Annotated in this window: 11 protein-coding genes; 8 read left to right on the forward strand and 3 right to left on the reverse strand. The window is 73.4% G+C overall.

The window, feature by feature from the left end:
- Positions 1 to 20: 20 nt before the first annotated feature.
- Positions 21 to 1,037, reverse strand: coding sequence for a LacI family DNA-binding transcriptional regulator (locus tag APR03_RS04615; RefSeq protein ID WP_253833206.1), 1,017 nt, complete (start codon positions 1,035 to 1,037; stop codon positions 21 to 23).
- A 68-nt stretch (positions 1,038 to 1,105) separates the two neighbouring features.
- Between APR03_RS04615 and APR03_RS04620 the strand changes: the two genes are divergently transcribed.
- On the forward strand, positions 1,106 to 1,465 hold the full coding sequence (locus APR03_RS04620) for an L-rhamnose mutarotase (RefSeq protein WP_253833207.1): 360 nt from the start codon (positions 1,106 to 1,108) through the stop codon (positions 1,463 to 1,465).
- A gap of 114 nt (positions 1,466 to 1,579) precedes the next feature.
- On the opposite strand, the gene APR03_RS04625 is transcribed toward APR03_RS04620, so the two are convergent.
- Positions 1,580 to 3,019: an APC family permease gene (locus APR03_RS04625; protein ID WP_253833209.1), complete on the reverse strand. Its 1,440-nt coding sequence runs from the start codon at positions 3,017 to 3,019 to the stop codon at positions 1,580 to 1,582.
- A gap of 244 nt (positions 3,020 to 3,263) precedes the next feature.
- Between APR03_RS04625 and APR03_RS04630 the strand changes: the two genes are divergently transcribed.
- The 4 genes from APR03_RS04630 to rhaS are packed head-to-tail and all read left to right on the forward strand — an operon-like array spanning position 3,264 to position 7,880.
- On the forward strand, positions 3,264 to 4,781 hold the full coding sequence (locus APR03_RS04630) for a sugar ABC transporter ATP-binding protein (protein WP_253833211.1): 1,518 nt from the start codon (positions 3,264 to 3,266) through the stop codon (positions 4,779 to 4,781).
- Positions 4,778 to 5,836, forward strand: coding sequence for an ABC transporter permease (locus APR03_RS04635; protein ID WP_253833213.1), 1,059 nt, complete (start codon positions 4,778 to 4,780; stop codon positions 5,834 to 5,836). Before APR03_RS04630 ends, APR03_RS04635 begins: the two co-directional genes overlap by 4 nt.
- A complete protein-coding gene (locus APR03_RS04640) occupies positions 5,833 to 6,852 on the forward strand; it encodes an ABC transporter permease (protein WP_253833215.1) in 1,020 nt (339 codons plus the stop codon). The genes APR03_RS04635 and APR03_RS04640 overlap by 4 nt, the downstream gene beginning before the upstream one ends.
- A gap of 11 nt (positions 6,853 to 6,863) precedes the next feature.
- Positions 6,864 to 7,880, forward strand: a complete 1,017-nt coding sequence (gene rhaS, locus APR03_RS04645) for a rhamnose ABC transporter substrate-binding protein (protein WP_253833217.1) — start codon at positions 6,864 to 6,866, stop codon at positions 7,878 to 7,880.
- 137 nt (positions 7,881 to 8,017) lie between these two features.
- Here rhaS and APR03_RS04650 read toward each other — a convergent pair whose 3' ends face one another.
- On the reverse strand, positions 8,018 to 10,132 hold the full coding sequence (locus APR03_RS04650) for an acyltransferase family protein (RefSeq protein ID WP_253833219.1): 2,115 nt from the start codon (positions 10,130 to 10,132) through the stop codon (positions 8,018 to 8,020).
- A gap of 253 nt (positions 10,133 to 10,385) precedes the next feature.
- Here APR03_RS04650 and rhaI point away from each other — a divergent pair, with 253 nt between their 5' ends.
- From rhaI to APR03_RS04665, 3 genes are read left to right on the forward strand one after another with little or no spacing between them, the layout of a single operon-like run.
- Positions 10,386 to 11,558: an L-rhamnose isomerase gene (gene rhaI / locus APR03_RS04655; protein WP_372494766.1), complete on the forward strand. Its 1,173-nt coding sequence runs from the start codon at positions 10,386 to 10,388 to the stop codon at positions 11,556 to 11,558.
- The gene (locus tag APR03_RS04660) at positions 11,555 to 13,615 is read left to right on the forward strand and encodes a bifunctional aldolase/short-chain dehydrogenase (protein ID WP_253833224.1); all 2,061 of its coding nucleotides are present in this window, start codon (positions 11,555 to 11,557) and stop codon (positions 13,613 to 13,615) included. Before rhaI ends, APR03_RS04660 begins: the two co-directional genes overlap by 4 nt.
- A complete protein-coding gene (locus APR03_RS04665; RefSeq protein ID WP_253833226.1) occupies positions 13,612 to 15,081 on the forward strand; it encodes a rhamnulokinase in 1,470 nt (489 codons plus the stop codon). The genes APR03_RS04660 and APR03_RS04665 overlap by 4 nt, the downstream gene beginning before the upstream one ends.
- Positions 15,082 to 15,238: the final 157 nt, after the last annotated feature.

Consider the following 15,238-nt stretch of genomic DNA (forward strand, 5'->3'; position numbering starts at 1 on the left):
TCGAGACAACCGACCGAAACTCAGGGGCGGGCGCTCGACGTGCGGACCACCAGGGTGGGCTGGAACATCACGTGCTCCGCCGTGTCCGGAGCCGTGAGGAGCAGGTCGGCCGCGCGGACGCCGAGCTCGTGGGTCGGCTGGCGCACCGAGGTCAGCGGCGTGGACAGCTCGGCGGCGAAGGCGACGTCGTCGTACCCGACCACCGCCATGTCGGTGGGCACCGCGATGTTCTCCGTGCGGAGCGTGCGCAGCACGCCCAGCGCGACGAGGTCGTTGACGCAGAAGACGGCGGTGGGCTGGTCGCCCGACTCCAGCAGGCCGCGGATCGCCGCCTCGCCGCCCTCCGCGTTGAGGCTGGTCACCGTGATCTCGGTGAGGGCCTGCTCCGGGTCGAGCCCCACGGCGGCCAGCGCCTTGACCACGCCCTCGTGGCGGTCGGCGCACTGGCGGATCGTGTGCGGTCCGTTGAGGAACGCGATGCGGGTGTGCCCCTGCTCCAGCAGGTGCTGGGCGGCGAGCTCGCCGCCGCGCACGTCGTCGACGGCGACCGAGGAGATGCCCGGGTCGGGCGACGGCCGGTCCAGCAGGACGACGCCCGTGCCGCGCCGGCGGACGGCCTGGAGGTGTTCGATGTCGTCGGTGGCGGGCACGACGATGATGCCCTGCACGCCGTGCTCCTCGAACAGGCGCAGGTAGCGCTGCTCGCGCCCGGGGTCGTCGTCCGACGAGGCGACCATGAGCGTGAAGTCGTCGCGGTCCAGGCGCTCCTCGATGCCGCGCGCCACGTCGGTGAAGAACGGGTTGGCGATGTCCAGCACGATGGCGCCGATGGTCGTGATGGTGCCCGCCCGCAGCTGCCGGGCCGACCCGTTGCGCACGAAGCTCAGCTCGGCGATCGCCGCCTCGACCCGCTCCCGGGTGCCGGGCAGCACCCGGTCGGGCCGGTTGAGCACGTTGGACACCGTGCCGACGGAGACGCCGGCGGCGCGGGCGACGTCGGCGATGGATGCTCGGCGGGGAGCGGCCGGACGAGTCATGGAGCACCTCCTTGCTTCGGGCTACATTATGAACCGTTTCAGGGCGGGCAGGTCGAGGAGGACCGAACATGTCGAGCGACACCGCGGGCGCACGCGTCTGCTTCACGTCCCGGGTGCGGGCCGACCGGCTCGCGGAGTACCGCGCCGCGCACGCCGCCGTCTGGCCGGAGATGCTGCGGGCCCTGCGGGACACGGGCTGGCGCGACTACCACCTCTTCCTGCGCGACGACGGCCTGCTGGTCGGCGTCCTGGAGACCGACGACTACGCCGCGGCGCAGCGGAGGATGGCCGCGACCGAGGTCAACGCGCGCTGGCAGGAGGCGATGTCGGGGTTCTTCGTCGACGACGGCAACCCGGACGAGGGCTTCGTGGTGCTGGACGAGGTCTTCCACCTGGAGGGTCAGCTCGCGGCACTCGGTGAGGCCTGACGGCCGCCCGCGGTAGCGTCCGCGCCCGCCGACCCAGTCATCGTGCCCAGGATCGGGGTCGATCCTGGGCACGATGACTGGGTGGGCGGAACGGGGCGCGGCGCGTTCCGCCGGTCAGTTGACGCCGCCCTCGCGCTCGCTGAGTGCCTCGATGTCGGTGATCTCGGTCGGGTCGGGGCGGTTGAAGGCCCAGGTCACGAACCACAGCAGGACGCCGATGAGCAGCAGCCAGCCCGCGATCTGGTACTGCAGCGGGTCGCGCCCGGTCCACGGCCCGACGAAGAACGCGCAGAGCAGCGCCCCGAGGATCGGCAGGATGGTCGGTGCCACGAAGTGCTTGCGGTCCACGATGTCGCTGCGCAGCTTGAGCACCGCGACGTTGACGATGGTGAACACCGCCAGCAGCAGGAGCGACGTGGTGCCGCCGAGCGCCGCGATGACGCCGTTCTCCTCCTGCAGCGTGACCAGCACGATGAGGCCGAGCGCGATGACGGTGGTGAACAGGATGGCCGCGGTGGGCGTCTGCCGGCGCGGCGAGACGCGTCCGAGGAAGCGGGGCAGCACCCGCTGCTTGGCCATGCCGTAGAGCAGGCGGGACGCCATGAGCATGTTGATGAGCGCCGAGTTCGCGACGGCGAAGATGGTGATGAAGGGGAAGACCGCCCCGATCGGGAACCCGGGCAGGGCCCGCTCGACCACCAGCGTGAGCGGGGTGTCGCTCGCGCCGAGCTCGCCCACGGGCACGATCGCCACGGTGAAGACGGCGACCAGCACGTAGATGACGCCGGTGATGCTGATGCCCGCGATCATCATGCGCGGGAAGTTCTTCACCGGGTCGTGCGTCTCCTCGGCCATGTTGACGGCGTCCTCGAAGCCGACCATCGCGAAGAACGCCAGCGCGGTCGCCGCGGTCACGGCGAGGAACGCGCTCTTGTCGCCCGGGCTCTCGAAGACCGTCACGCGGCTGAAGTCCGCCTGCCCGCCGAACGCCGCGAAGATGCCGGCCAGGATGATGAACAGCAGACCGGAGAGCTCGACGAGCGTCAGCACGATGTTCGCCTTGACCGACTCGCCCACGCCGCGCAGGTTCACCAGGGCGACCAGCGCCATGAACACCAGGGCGACGGCGACGACGGTCCACGTGCCGGCGCCGTCGATGCCGAGACCGACGAGCAGGTTGGACCCGACGGCGCGGGCCGCGGTGGAGGCCGAGGTGATGCCCGAGCACATCACGGTGAAGCACACGATGAACGTGAGGAAGTGGATGCCGAACGCCTTGTGCGTGTACAGCGCGGCGCCTGCTGCCCGGGGGTACTTGGTCACGAGCTCCAGGTAGGAGAACGCGGTGATCAGCGCGATGACGAAGGCGACGATGAACGGCGCCCACGCCGCGCCGCCGACCTCGGCCGCCACCTGCCCGGTGAGGGCGTACACGCCCGTGCCGAGGATGTCCCCGACGATGAACAGCAGGAGCAGCTTGGGCCCCATGACGCGCTTGAGCTCGGTCGGTTCCTCGCCGAGGGCTGCGTGTCCCTCGGCCGTTGGCTGGCTCATTCCGGTCGCCTCCGTTCTCCAGGTGGCACGACGCCGGGCCACCGTCACGAGCTGCGGGCAGTCGATCACCCCTGATCGCCCAAGCGTTCCGTAACTGCCACAGCACGGCAACGGACGCGCCGGACGTTCTTGACGCTCTGACCAGGTGGGTCTATCTTCCCCAGTATCGTTTGAACGATTCAACAGCCAGTCGGAAGACAGCCCTGCGGTCACCGCCGACCGCCCGCACGCTCGACGGAGAGACATGCCGAACGCCGCACCGATGCTGCGCCTGGAGGGCGTCGCCAAGTCCTTCGGGCCGGTCGCCGCGCTCCGCTCCGGGACCCTCGTGGTCCGGCCGGGGAGCATCCACGCGCTCGTCGGCGAGAACGGCGCCGGCAAGTCCACGCTCGTCAAGATCGTGGGCGGGGTGCACCGCCGCGACGCGGGTGTCGTCGAGCTCGACGGCACGCCCGTCGACTTCGGCGGGCCCGCGGAGGCCAAGGCGGCGGGCGTCGCCGTCATCCACCAGGAGCCCGCCAGCTTTCCCGACCTGACCGTCACCGAGAACATCTACCTCGGCCGCGAGCCGCTGCGCCGGTTCCGCCGGATCGACCGGCGTGCGATGCGCGACGGCGCGCGCGAGCTGTTCCGCAGCCTCGGCGTCGACCTCGACCCGGACCGCCCCGCCGAGGGCCTGTCCATCGCGGACCAGCAGATCGTCGAGATCGCCAAGGCGATCTCCCTGGACGCCCGCGTGCTGGTCATGGACGAGCCGACGGCGGCCCTCAGCGCCGTCGAGGTGCGCCGGCTGTTCACCGTGGCCCGTGGGCTGCGCGACGCCGGGCGCGCCGTCGTGTTCATCTCGCACCGCCTCGACGAGGTCGCGGACCTCTGCGACACGGTCACCGTGATGCGCGACGGCGCGCACGTGTCGACCGACGCCGTCGCCGACGTGACCCCCGACGAGCTGGTGCGGCGCATGGTCGGCCGCGACGTCGCCGAGCTCTACCCCAAGGTGCCGAGCACTCCCGGCGAGGTGGCGCTGCGCGTCGAGGGGCTCGAGTCCACGGGCACGTTCCACGACGTCTCCTTCGAGGTGCGCGCGGGCGAGATCGTCGGCCTCGCGGGCCTGGTCGGCGCCGGGCGCAGCGAGATCGCCCGCGCGGTGTTCGGCGTCGACCGGTACGACGCCGGGCGCGTCGTCGTCGGCGGGCGGGTGCTGACGCCCGGCGACCCGGCCGCCGCCATCGCCGCCGGGCTGGCCCTCGTGCCCGAGGACCGGCGCCTGCAGGGCCTCGTCGTCGAGTCGTCGGTGGCGCGCAACGTGTCCTCGGTCGCGCTGCGCCGCCGGCGCGCCGTGCTGCTGCCCGGCGCCGAGGCCGAGCTCGCGCGCGACTGGGCCGGCCGGCTCGCCGTGAAGGCCGGGGCGCTCGACGCCGACGCCACCACGATGAGCGGCGGCAACCAGCAGAAGGTCGTGCTCGCCAAGTGGCTGGCCACGCACCCGAAGGTGCTGATCGTCGACGAGCCCACGCGCGGCATCGACGTCGGCACCAAGGCCGAGGTGCACCGGCTGCTGTCGGGCCTGGCCGCGCAGGGGCTCGCCGTCCTCATGATCTCGTCCGAGCTGTCGGAGGTGCTGGGCATGGCCGACCGCGTGCTGGTAGTGCGCGAGGGGCGCATCGTCGCCGAGCTGGACCGCGCCGCCGCGACCCCCGAGGCCGTGATGCGCGCGGCCACGCCGGGCGCTTCCGCCGTCGCCGAGGGCGGTGCCGCATGAGCCTCCTGCGCCGCCGCGAGGCCGGCATCGCCCTCGCGCTCCTGCTGGTCATCGGCGTGACCACCGTGGTCCAGCCCGGCTTCCTGTTCAGCGCGGGCGGCTGGCGCGACCTGCTGCTCACCCCGGCCATCCTCGTCGTGCTCGCCGTGGGCCAGGCCGTCGTGGTGATCACGCGCAACGTGGACCTGTCCGTCGGGTCGGTGCTGGGGCTGACCGCGTACCTCACCGGCCGCCTGTTCATCGACGCCCCGGACCTGCCCCTGGTCGTCGTGGCGCTCGCCGCCGTCGCCGCCGGAACCCTGCTCGGCCTCGTCAACGGCGCGATCGTGGCGTTCGCCCGCGTGCCCGCGCTCGTCATCACCCTCGGCACCCTGTACGTCTACCGCGGCGTGACGTTGACCTGGGCCGGCAGCGACCGGATCGACGCGGGCGACATGCCGCGCGCCTTCCTGCGGCTCGGCACGCAGCAGGTGCTCGGCGTGCCCGTGCTCACGATCGTCGCCGCCGTCGTGCTCGCAGCCGTGGCGCACTACCTGCACACGTCGCGCGGCGGGCGGCAGCTCTACGCGATCGGGTCCGACCCGGCCGCCGCGGCCCTGGCCGGCCTGCCCGTGCGCCGGCGGCTGCTCGGGGCGTTCGCCCTCGGCGGGGCCCTGGCCGGGCTGGCCGGCGTCATGTTCGCCGCGCGGTACGGCACCGTCTCCTCCGGGGCCGGCACCGGGATGGAGCTCCAGGTCGTGGGCGCCGTCGTGGTGGGCGGCGTGGCCATCTTCGGCGGCAGCGGCACCGTGGCGGGCGCCGCGCTGGGCGCCATGCTGCTGCTCACCATCAACCGCGCCCTGCCCGTGGTGGGCATCCCCGACTTCTGGCAGCGGGCGGTCGTGGGCGCGCTCATCATCGGCGCCATCGCACTCGACCGCGTGCTCGCCACCCGGCGCTCGCGGCGCCTGGCAGCGGCCCGGGACGCCGACCCGCCGGGCGGGACCACCGCCGTCGGCCCGGCCGCGCCCGGACCGGACCACGACCGCACGCGCACCGAGGAGGCGACCGCATGAGGTCCCACGCCCGCCCGTGGTGGCAGCGCGCGCTGCTCACCCGCGAGATGCTCACGGTCGCGATCCTGGTCGTCGCCTGGGTGGTCGCCTCGGCGACCGTCCGCGGCTTCGACGGCCCGCTGACCATCACCTACCTGGTGCTCGACATCGCGCCTGTGCTGCTCGTCGCCCTCCCGATGACGCTGATCGTCGCCACGGGGGAGATCGACCTGTCTGTTGCCTCGGTCGTGGGCCTGTCCAGCGTCACCTTCGGGCTGCTGTACCAGGCGGGGCTCGGCCTGTGGGCCGCCCTGGCGGCGTCGGTGCTGCTCGGCGCCGTGTGCGGCGCGGTCAACGGGGCGCTCGTCGCGTACGCCGGCCTGCCCTCGCTCGCGGTCACCATCGGCTCGCTCGCCCTCTACCGCGGCCTCGCCGTGGGCCTCCTCGGCACGACGGCGGTCACCGGCTTCCCCGACTCCTGGACCGACGGCGCCACGGCCAACCTGAGCGAGTCGCCCTGGCCGGTGGTCACGCTCGGCCTGCTCGCGCTGGCCGCCGTGTTCGCGGTGCTCCTGCACGCCACCCCGTTCGGCCGCAACGTGCTGGACATCGGCCGCAGCAGCGAGGCGGCCCGGTTCTCCGGCGTCGACGTGCGGCGCACCCTGCTGATCCTGTTCGTGCTGTCCGGCGCGGTCTCGGCGCTCGCGGGCGTCTACTACACGCTGCGGTACGGCAGCGCCCGCGGCGACAACGCGACCGGGCTGGAGCTCCAGGTGGTCGCGGCGGTGCTGCTGGGCGGGGTGTCGATCTTCGGCGGGCGCGGCGCGCTGCACGGCGTCGTCGCGGGCGTGCTGCTCATCGGCGTGCTCGGCAGCGCCCTGCGGCTCGAGGGCGTCACGGTCAACGTCATCAACATCGTGATCGGCACGGCGCTCGTCGTGTCGGTGGTCGCGCCGCGCATCGCGGGCGGCGTCAGGGTCCGACGGCGGGCCTCCACCTCACCCCGCGACGGTTCCGCCGTCGCGCAACGAAGCTAGGGAGACGGACGATGAAGTTCACATCTGTGGTCACGGCCGGTACGGCCGTGGTGCTGGCGCTGGGGCTGGCCGCCTGCTCGGGCGGCGGGGGCGAGGGCGGCGGCGGGGGCGACGACGACGTCGCGATCACGATGCTGCCGAAGAACCTGGGCAACCCCTACTTCGAGGCGTCGACGGCGGGCGCCCAGGAAGCGGCGGGCGAGCTCGGCGTGGCGGTCGACGAGGTGGGCCCGGACGCCGCCTCGCCCGACGCCCAGGTGCCGTTCATCAACACCGCGGCCCAGCAGGGTGTGAGCGCGCTCGTCGTGTCGGCCAACGACCCGACCGCGATCGGCGACGCGCTGGAGGAGGCGCGCTCGGCGGGAACCAAGGTCGTCACGTTCGACTCGGACACCGAGCCGCAGTTCCGCGACCTGTTCGTGAACCAGGCCTCGGCGGAGGGCATCGCGGACAAGCAGCTCGAGCTGATCGCCGAGCAGATCGGCGGCGCGGGGGAGATCGCGATCCTGTCGGCGTCGGCCAACGCGACCAACCAGAACGCGTGGATCGCGCTCATGGAGGAGAAGCTCGCGTCCGACTACCCCGACATCGAGCTGGTCGAGACCGTCTACGGCGACGACGACGACCAGACCTCGTTCGACAAGACCGCGGCGCTGCTGCAGTCCCACCCGGACCTCAAGGGCATCGTCTCGCCCACGACCGTGGGCATCGCGGCGGCCGCGCGCTACGTGTCGACGTCGGAGTACAAGGGCAAGGTCGCGGTCACGGGTCTCGGCACGCCGAACCAGATGCGGGAGTACGTCGAGGACGGCACCGTCGAGGCGTTCGCGCTGTGGAACCCGACCGACCTGGGCTACCTCGCGACGCAGGCGGCCGCCGCGCTCGTGGCGGGCGACATCACGGGCGCCGAGGGCGACACGTTCGAGGCCGGCCGGCTCGGCGAGTACACGGTGGGGGCCGACGGCGAGGTGCTGCTGGGCGAGCCCTTCGTCTACGACGCGAGCAACATCGCGGACTTCGACTTCTGACGGAGGGCGGCCGCCGTCGTCCTCGCGCCGATCTCCCTCCGCCTCACTCCTTCGAGACCGAGGTTGCTTCGCTGTGCGGTCGCTCACAGCGGAGCAACCTCGGTCTCGAAGGGGAGGGAGGCGGGGGTGCCGCCCCGTCAGAACAGCCAGGGCGCGTCGCGGTGGAGCAGGCCGTCCAGGTAGCCCGTGACCGTGCGGACGTAGGTCGCCGAGATGTGGTCGTCGTCCCGGTACACCAGCACGTTGCCGACGACGGCGGGGCACTCGTCCGCCGTGCACAGGGCGTCGTTCAGGTCCACGGGCACGAGGGAGTCGGGGACGCCCGGCGTGGTCGTGAGCGGGTCGGGGGCCCCGAGGATCTCGTCGCGGGCGCGGCCGCAGTCGCCGTCGGCGCCGTGCTCGGCCACGCAGTCCACGGGGTTGGTCGGGAACCGCATGTTGTCGCGCAGGGCGAGCACGGGGACGCCCTGCGCGTCCAGCTTCTGCCAGGCGGCGAGCTGACCGGGCAGGATGCGTTCGGCGACGCCGGTCGCCACGCCCGTCTCGGTGCCGTCCACGACCACGGCGTCGGGCGCGATCCCGTCGAGCACGCCCACCAGGTCCTCGTTCCACGGCAGGCAGGACGGGAAGCCCTGCACCTCCGTGGCCGGGTCCTGCATGCGGCAGCCCTGCTTGGCCACGAGGACCAGGTGCCAGTCGTTCTCCTGGGCGATCCGCTCGAAGGCGGGCACCCACTGCATGACGTGCGAGGCGCCGACCATGACCACGGTCCTCGTGGGTGCCGCCGGCGCGTGGATGTCGCAGGTCAGCACCTCGATGCCGTTCGGCATCTCGCGCCCGTGGCCCTGGACGCAGCCCGGTTCCACCTGGGACTCCGGTACGTCCTCCGCGGCCACGACGGGCGCGGGGCGCACCTCGGCCTCGGCGGGGGTCGCGCCCTCCGTGAGGGCCAGGGCGCCGGGGTACCGCTCCGACGGGACGGGGGCGCTGAGCGCGGCGAGGTCGGCCGCCTGCTGGCGCTCGGCGGCGTTCACCCAGGTGGCCGTCGGTACCGCCACCAGGGTGACGGCGAGCACGGCGGCGACCAGGGCGGGCCGGTCGCCCCGGCGGTCGCGGAAGGCCTGGGCCCCGCGCGCCACCGTGAGGTCGGTGACCCACGCGAGCAGCACGGCGACCGTCAGGATCAGCACGGCGCCGCGGATGCCGATCTGCGTGCGGTCACGCAGGTTCAGGTAGGCGATCAGCAGCGGCCAGTGCCAGATGTAGAGGCTGTAGGAGCGGTCGGCGATCCAGGTGAGCGGGCGCCAGCCGAGGAAGCGCATCAGGCGGGTGGGCGAGTCGCTCGCGTCCCCGCCGCCCGAGCCGAACATGACGAACAGCGTGCCGAGCACCGGCCACAGCGCCAGCGGCCCCGGGAAGAGCGCACCGCCGTCGAGCACGAACCCGCACGCCACCACGAGGGCCAGGCCGGCCCACGCGAGGACCGGGCGCACCGGGCCGGGCACCCGCACCCACCGGCCGAGCAGGAAGGCGAGCGCACCCGCGCCGAGCTCCCAGAACCGGGCACCGGAGTGGAAGTACGCGACGGCCTGGTCGGCCGCGGCGAGCTGGGCCGCGAAGACGAACGACCACACGGTCGCCCCGGCGGTGACCACCGTCAGGGCGGTGTGGACCGGCACCCGGGTGCGGCGCACGGCAGCGGCCACGAGGAGGATCAGGAGCGGCCAGACGACGAAGAACTGCGCCTGCACCGAGAGCGACCAGAAGTGCTGCACGGGGCTGGTGCCCGGACCGGCCGCGCCGTACGCGAGCTGGCCGGAGATCATCTCCCAGTTGACCCAGTAGGTGGCGGTCGCGAAGATCTCGCGGAGCGTCTGCAGCCAGGTGTTCTCGGGCGCCGTCAGCACCATGAGGAGGGCCGTCGCGGCCAGGACCACCAGGGCGGGCGGGGCGAGGCGCACGAACGTGCGGCCCCAGTACGCCACGGGGTCCAGGGCCCGCCGCTCGGCGCGCCGCAGCAGGGTGGCGGTGGCCAGGTAGCCGGACACGACGAGGAAGACGTCCACGCCGCCGGAGACCCGGCCGTGCCCGAAGAGGTGGAACAGCACCACCAGGGCGAGGGCGAGGCCGCGCAGGCCGTGCAGCTCCGGCACCCAGCTCGACCGCGCGCTCGCGTGCGGGGCGCCGGCGTCGGCACCCGCCGGGGCGTCGGGCCGGGGGCGGGGCGAGGAGGTCCGGGACAGCGTGGTCATGAGTTCTCCGTCGGGCCCGTGAAGGGCATATTTCCTATCGGATGAGCCGGACAAGGCTACCGCCGTCCGCCCGGTGCGCGACCCGCCCTCCCGGGGCGAGTCGGGGTGGGGCGGGGTTGACCAGCGAGACACGGCCGCCTAGGCTCCCAGTGAATCGATTCAGAACCAGTGTCGTAGAACCGGTTCGGCGGCCGTCCGAGGATGCGCGGGCCGCCGGTGCGTGACGAGGCGCGAAGAGGAAGGATCACCCGTGGTGGGCACGGATCAGATCGCGGCGGCCCAGGCCGCGCTCCAGCAGCAGACCATCGAGCTCCCGTCGTGGGCGTTCGGCAACTCCGGTACCAGGTTCAAGGTCTTCGCCCAGGCGGGCGTGCCGCGGGACCCCTTCGAGAAGATCGCCGACGCCGCCCAGGTGCACCGGTACACCGGCGTCGCCCCGCGCGTCAGCCTGCACATCCCCTGGGACCTCGTGGACGACTTCGGCGCACTCGCCCGGCACGCGGAGGACCAGGGCGTGCGGATCGGGATGATCAACTCGAACGTCTTCCAGGACGACGACTTCATGCTCGGCTCGCTCGCCCACCCCGACCCGCGGGTCCGGGCCAAGGCGGTGGACCACCACAAGCAGTGCATCGACGTCATGCGGGCCACCGGGTCCAAGGACCTCAAGATCTGGTTGTCGGACGGCCTCAACTACCCCGGCCAGGACTCGATCCGCGCGCGCCAGGACCGCATCGCGGAGGCCCTCGCCGAGATCTACGCCGCGCTCGACGACGACCAGCACCTCGTGCTCGAGTACAAGTTCTTCGAGCCCGCCTTCTACGTCACCGACGTGCCCGACTGGGGCACCTCGCTGCTGCACGTCATGGCCCTGGGCGACCGTGCCAAGGTGGTGCTCGACACCGGCCACCACGCGCCCGGCACCAACATCGAGTTCGTCGTCGCCCAGCTCCTGCGGCAGGGCCGCCTCGGCGCCTTCGACTTCAACAGCCGCTTCTACGCCGACGACGACCTCATGGTCGGTGCCGCCGACCCGTTCCAGCTCTTCCGGATCATGCACGAGATCGTCTCCGCCGGGGCCCACGCCCCGGACAGCGGGGTCAACTTCATGCTCGACCAGTGCCACAACATCGAGCCCAAGATCCCGGCGCAGATCCGGTCGGTCATGAACGTCCAGGAGGCCACGGCCAAGGCGCTGCTGGTCGACGCCGAGGCCCTCGCGGCGGCCCAGCGCGGCGGCGACGTGCTCGGCGCCCACGCCGTGCTCATGGACGCCTACGACACCGACGTGCGGCCCCTGGTCGCGCAGGTGCGGGAGCAGATGGGGCTGGAGCCGAACCCGGTCGCCGCCTACGCGGCGTCGGGCTACGCGGAGAAGATCGTGAGCGAGCGCGTCGGCGGCGCGCAGGCGGGATGGGGAGCATGAACGACAGCGTGCACGACCTGGTGGGCCGGTCCAACCGGCTGGGTTCCGACCCCCGGGTGACGAACTACGCGGGCGGCAACACGTCCGCCAAGGGCACGGCCACCGACCCCGTGACGGGCGAGCCCGTGGAGCTGCTCTGGGTCAAGGGCTCGGGCGGCGACCTCGGCACGCTGACGCCCGCCGGGCTGGCGGTGCTCCGGCTCGACCGCATGCGCGCCCTGGTGGACGTCTACCCGGGCGTCGAGCGCGAGGACGAGATGGTCGCCGCGTTCGACTACTGCCTGCACGGCAAGGGCGGCGCGGCGCCGTCGATCGACACGGCGATGCACGGCCTGGTCGACGCCGCGCACGTGGACCACCTGCACCCCGACGCCGGCATCGCGATCGCGACGGCGACCGACGGCGAGGCGCTGACCCGCGAGATCTTCGGTGACGAGGTGGTGTGGGTGCCGTGGCGGCGCCCCGGTTTCCAGCTCGGCCTCGACATCGCCGCGATCAAGGCCGCCAACCCGCAGGCGGTCGGCTGCATCCTGGGCGGCCACGGCATCACCGCGTGGGGCGACACCTCGGCCGAGGCCGAGGTGCGCTCGCTCGGCATCATCCGGCGCGCCGAGGAGTTCATCGAGGCGCGCACCGCCGCCCGCGACAGCCACCCGTTCGGGGCGGTGCGGCCCGGTCACGAGCCGCTGCCCGACGCCGAGCGGCGGGCCCGGGCGGCCGCCCTCGCCCCGGTGATCCGCGGGCTGGCGAGCACCGACGCCCCGCAGGTGGGGCACTTCACCGACTCCGCGCCGGTGCTCGACCTCCTGTCCCGCGAGCGGCTGGTGCCGCTGGCCGAGCTGGGCACGAGCTGCCCCGACCACTTCCTCCGCACCAAGGTGAAGCCCCTGGTGGTCGACGTCCCGGCGTCGGCCACGGTCGAGGAGACCGTGACTGCGCTCCGTGCCGCGCACGAGGCGTACCGCGCGGACTACGCCGCCTACTACGAGCGCGGCGCCGCCGCGGCCCGGGCGCGCGGCGAGGAGCCGCCCGCCATGCGCGGCGCGGACCCGGCGATCGTTCTCGTACCGGGCGTCGGCATGTTCTCGTTCGGGCGCACCAAGCAGACCGCGCGCGTGGCCGGCGAGTTCTACGTCAACGCGATCAACGTGATGCGGGGCGCCGAGGCGATCTCGACGTACCGGCCCATCGCGGAGGACGAGAAGTTCCGCATCGAGTACTGGGCCCTGGAAGAGGCGAAGCTGCGGCGCATGCCCGCCGCCAAGCCCCTGGCGACGCGGGTCGCCCTGGTGACCGGGGCGGCGTCGGGCATCGGGCGGGCGATCGCGACCCGGCTCGCGGCCGAGGGCGCGTGCGTGGTGGTCGCGGACCTGGACCGGGACAAGGCCGCGGAGGTCGCGGCGGAGCTCGGTTCCCCGGACGTCGCCGTGGGCGTCGCCATGGACGTGTCCTCCGAGGCCGCCGTGCGAGCCGGCGTCCAGGAGGCGGTGCTGGCGTTCGGCGGCGTGGACCTGGTGGTCAACAACGCCGGGCTGTCGCTCTCGCGGTCGCTGTTCGAGACCACCGAGGCCGACTGGGACCTGCAGCACGACGTCATGGCCAAGGGCTCGTTCCTGGTCTCGCGCGAAGCGGGGCGGGTGCTTGTGGACCAGGGGATGGGCGGCGACATCGTCTACATCTCGTCGAAGAACTCGGTGTTCGCGGGCCCCAACAACATCGCCTACTCGGCCACCAAGGCGGACCAGGCGCACCAGGTGCGGCTCCTGGCCGCGGAGCTCGGCCAGTACGGGATCCGGGTGAACGGCGTGAACCCCGACGGCGTCGTGCGCGGGTCGGGCATCTTCGCCTCCGGCTGGGGCGCGAACCGCGCGGCCGTCTACGGGGTGCCCGAGGAGCAGCTCGGCGAGTTCTACGCGCAGCGCACCCTGCTCAAGCGGGAGGTGCTGCCGGAGAACGTCGCGGCGGCGGTCTACGCGCTGTGCACCGCCGACTTCTCGCACACGACCGGGCTGCACGTGCCCGTCGACGCGGGCGTGGCGGCGGCGTTCCTGCGATGAGCGCGGGGTTCGTCGCGGTCGACCTCGGCGCGACGTCGGGCCGGGTCATGCTCGGCGTGCTCGACGGCGGCCGGGTCGAGCTGGTCGAGTGCGGCCGCTTCGCCAACGGCCCGGTGGACTCCGGCGCCGGCCTGCGGTGGGACGTCGAGGCGCTGTGGGCGGGCGTCCTGGACGGCCTGCGCGCCGCGGGCACGCTGGCGGCGCGGACGGGGGTGAAGGTCCGGGGTGTCGGCGTGGACTCGTGGGCGATCGACCACGGGCTGCTCGCCCGGGACGGCGAGCTCGTGGCGGACCCCTGGTGCTACCGCGACCCCCGGACCGAGGGCGTGGCCGAGCGGGTGTACGAGCACGTGCCGTTCGACCGGCACTACGCCGTCAACGGCCTGCAGCACCTGCCGTTCACCACGGAGTTCCAGCTCGTGGCGGGGGCCGACGGCGGGCCGGGCGCGGCCGAGTGGGCGCACGCCGACCGGCTGCTGCTCGTACCCGACCTGATCACGTACCGCCTCACCGGGCGGCAGGTCGCCGAGGTGACGAACGCGTCCACGACGGGGCTCCTCGACGTGCGCACGCGGGCCTGGTCCGACGAGCTGCTGACCCTGCTCGGCACGCGGTACCCGCCGCTGGCCCGGCTGCGCGGTCTGCTTCCCGACCTCGTGGAGCCGGGAGCCGCCGTCGGACCCCTCACCGACGCCGTCCGCGCGGCGACGGGCCTCGGCCCCGTCCCGGTCTTCGCGGTGGCCTCCCACGACACCGCGTCCGCGGTGGTCGGCACGCCCCTGCCGGACGACGGCAGCGCCGCGTACATCTCCTCCGGCACCTGGTCCCTGGTGGGCGTGGAGCTGCCCGGCCCGGTGCTGACCGCGGCCGGCCGCGCGGCGAACTTCACCAACGAGCTCGGCGTCGACGGCACGGTCCGCTACCTGCGCAACGTCATGGGCCTGTGGATTCTGGACGAGTGCGTCCGGGAGTGGACCGTGGACGCCGCGCGCGGCGACGGCCCGCCCGTCGACCTCACCGAGCTGCTCGACGCGGCCGCCGCCGAACCGGGCGGCCGGTGCCTCCTGACCGTGGACGGCGACGAGTACCTGGCCCCCGGTGACATGCCCGCCCGGGTGCGGGCCGCCATCGACCGGTCCGGGGCGGACGTGCCGGGCACGCGGGCCGCCCTGGCCCGGGTGGTCCTCGACAGCCTGGCCGAGGCGTACGCGCGCGTGGTCCGGCAGGCGGGCGAGCTGGCCGGCACCGAGGTCCGGGCCGTGCACGTGGTGGGCGGCGGTTCGCAGAACGACCTGCTGAACCGGCTCACGGCCCGGGCCACCGGGCTGCCCGTCGTGGCGGGCCCCGCGGAGGCGACGGCGCTCGGCAACGTGCTGGTCCAGGCGCGCGCGTCGGGCGCCGGACCGCGCACGCTCGCCGGGCTGCGCGAGGTGGTGCGCGCAAGCACGGAGCTGCGCGTGTTCTGAACCGAGGGTTCTTTCTGCAGGGCCGAGTGTGCACCTCCGAGTGGAAGGAAGACCATGTCATCGAACGACGACGTCCGACGTCCCTGGCTCCGAGCACTTCTCGCGGCGGCGACCGCCGTCGGCATCACGGTGGGCGCGGCGCCTGCCGGGCCCGCGG

Origin of the sequence: Promicromonospora thailandica, assembly GCF_024171955.1 — a bacterium.
Lineage (GTDB): Bacteria > Actinomycetota > Actinomycetes > Actinomycetales > Cellulomonadaceae > Promicromonospora > Promicromonospora thailandica.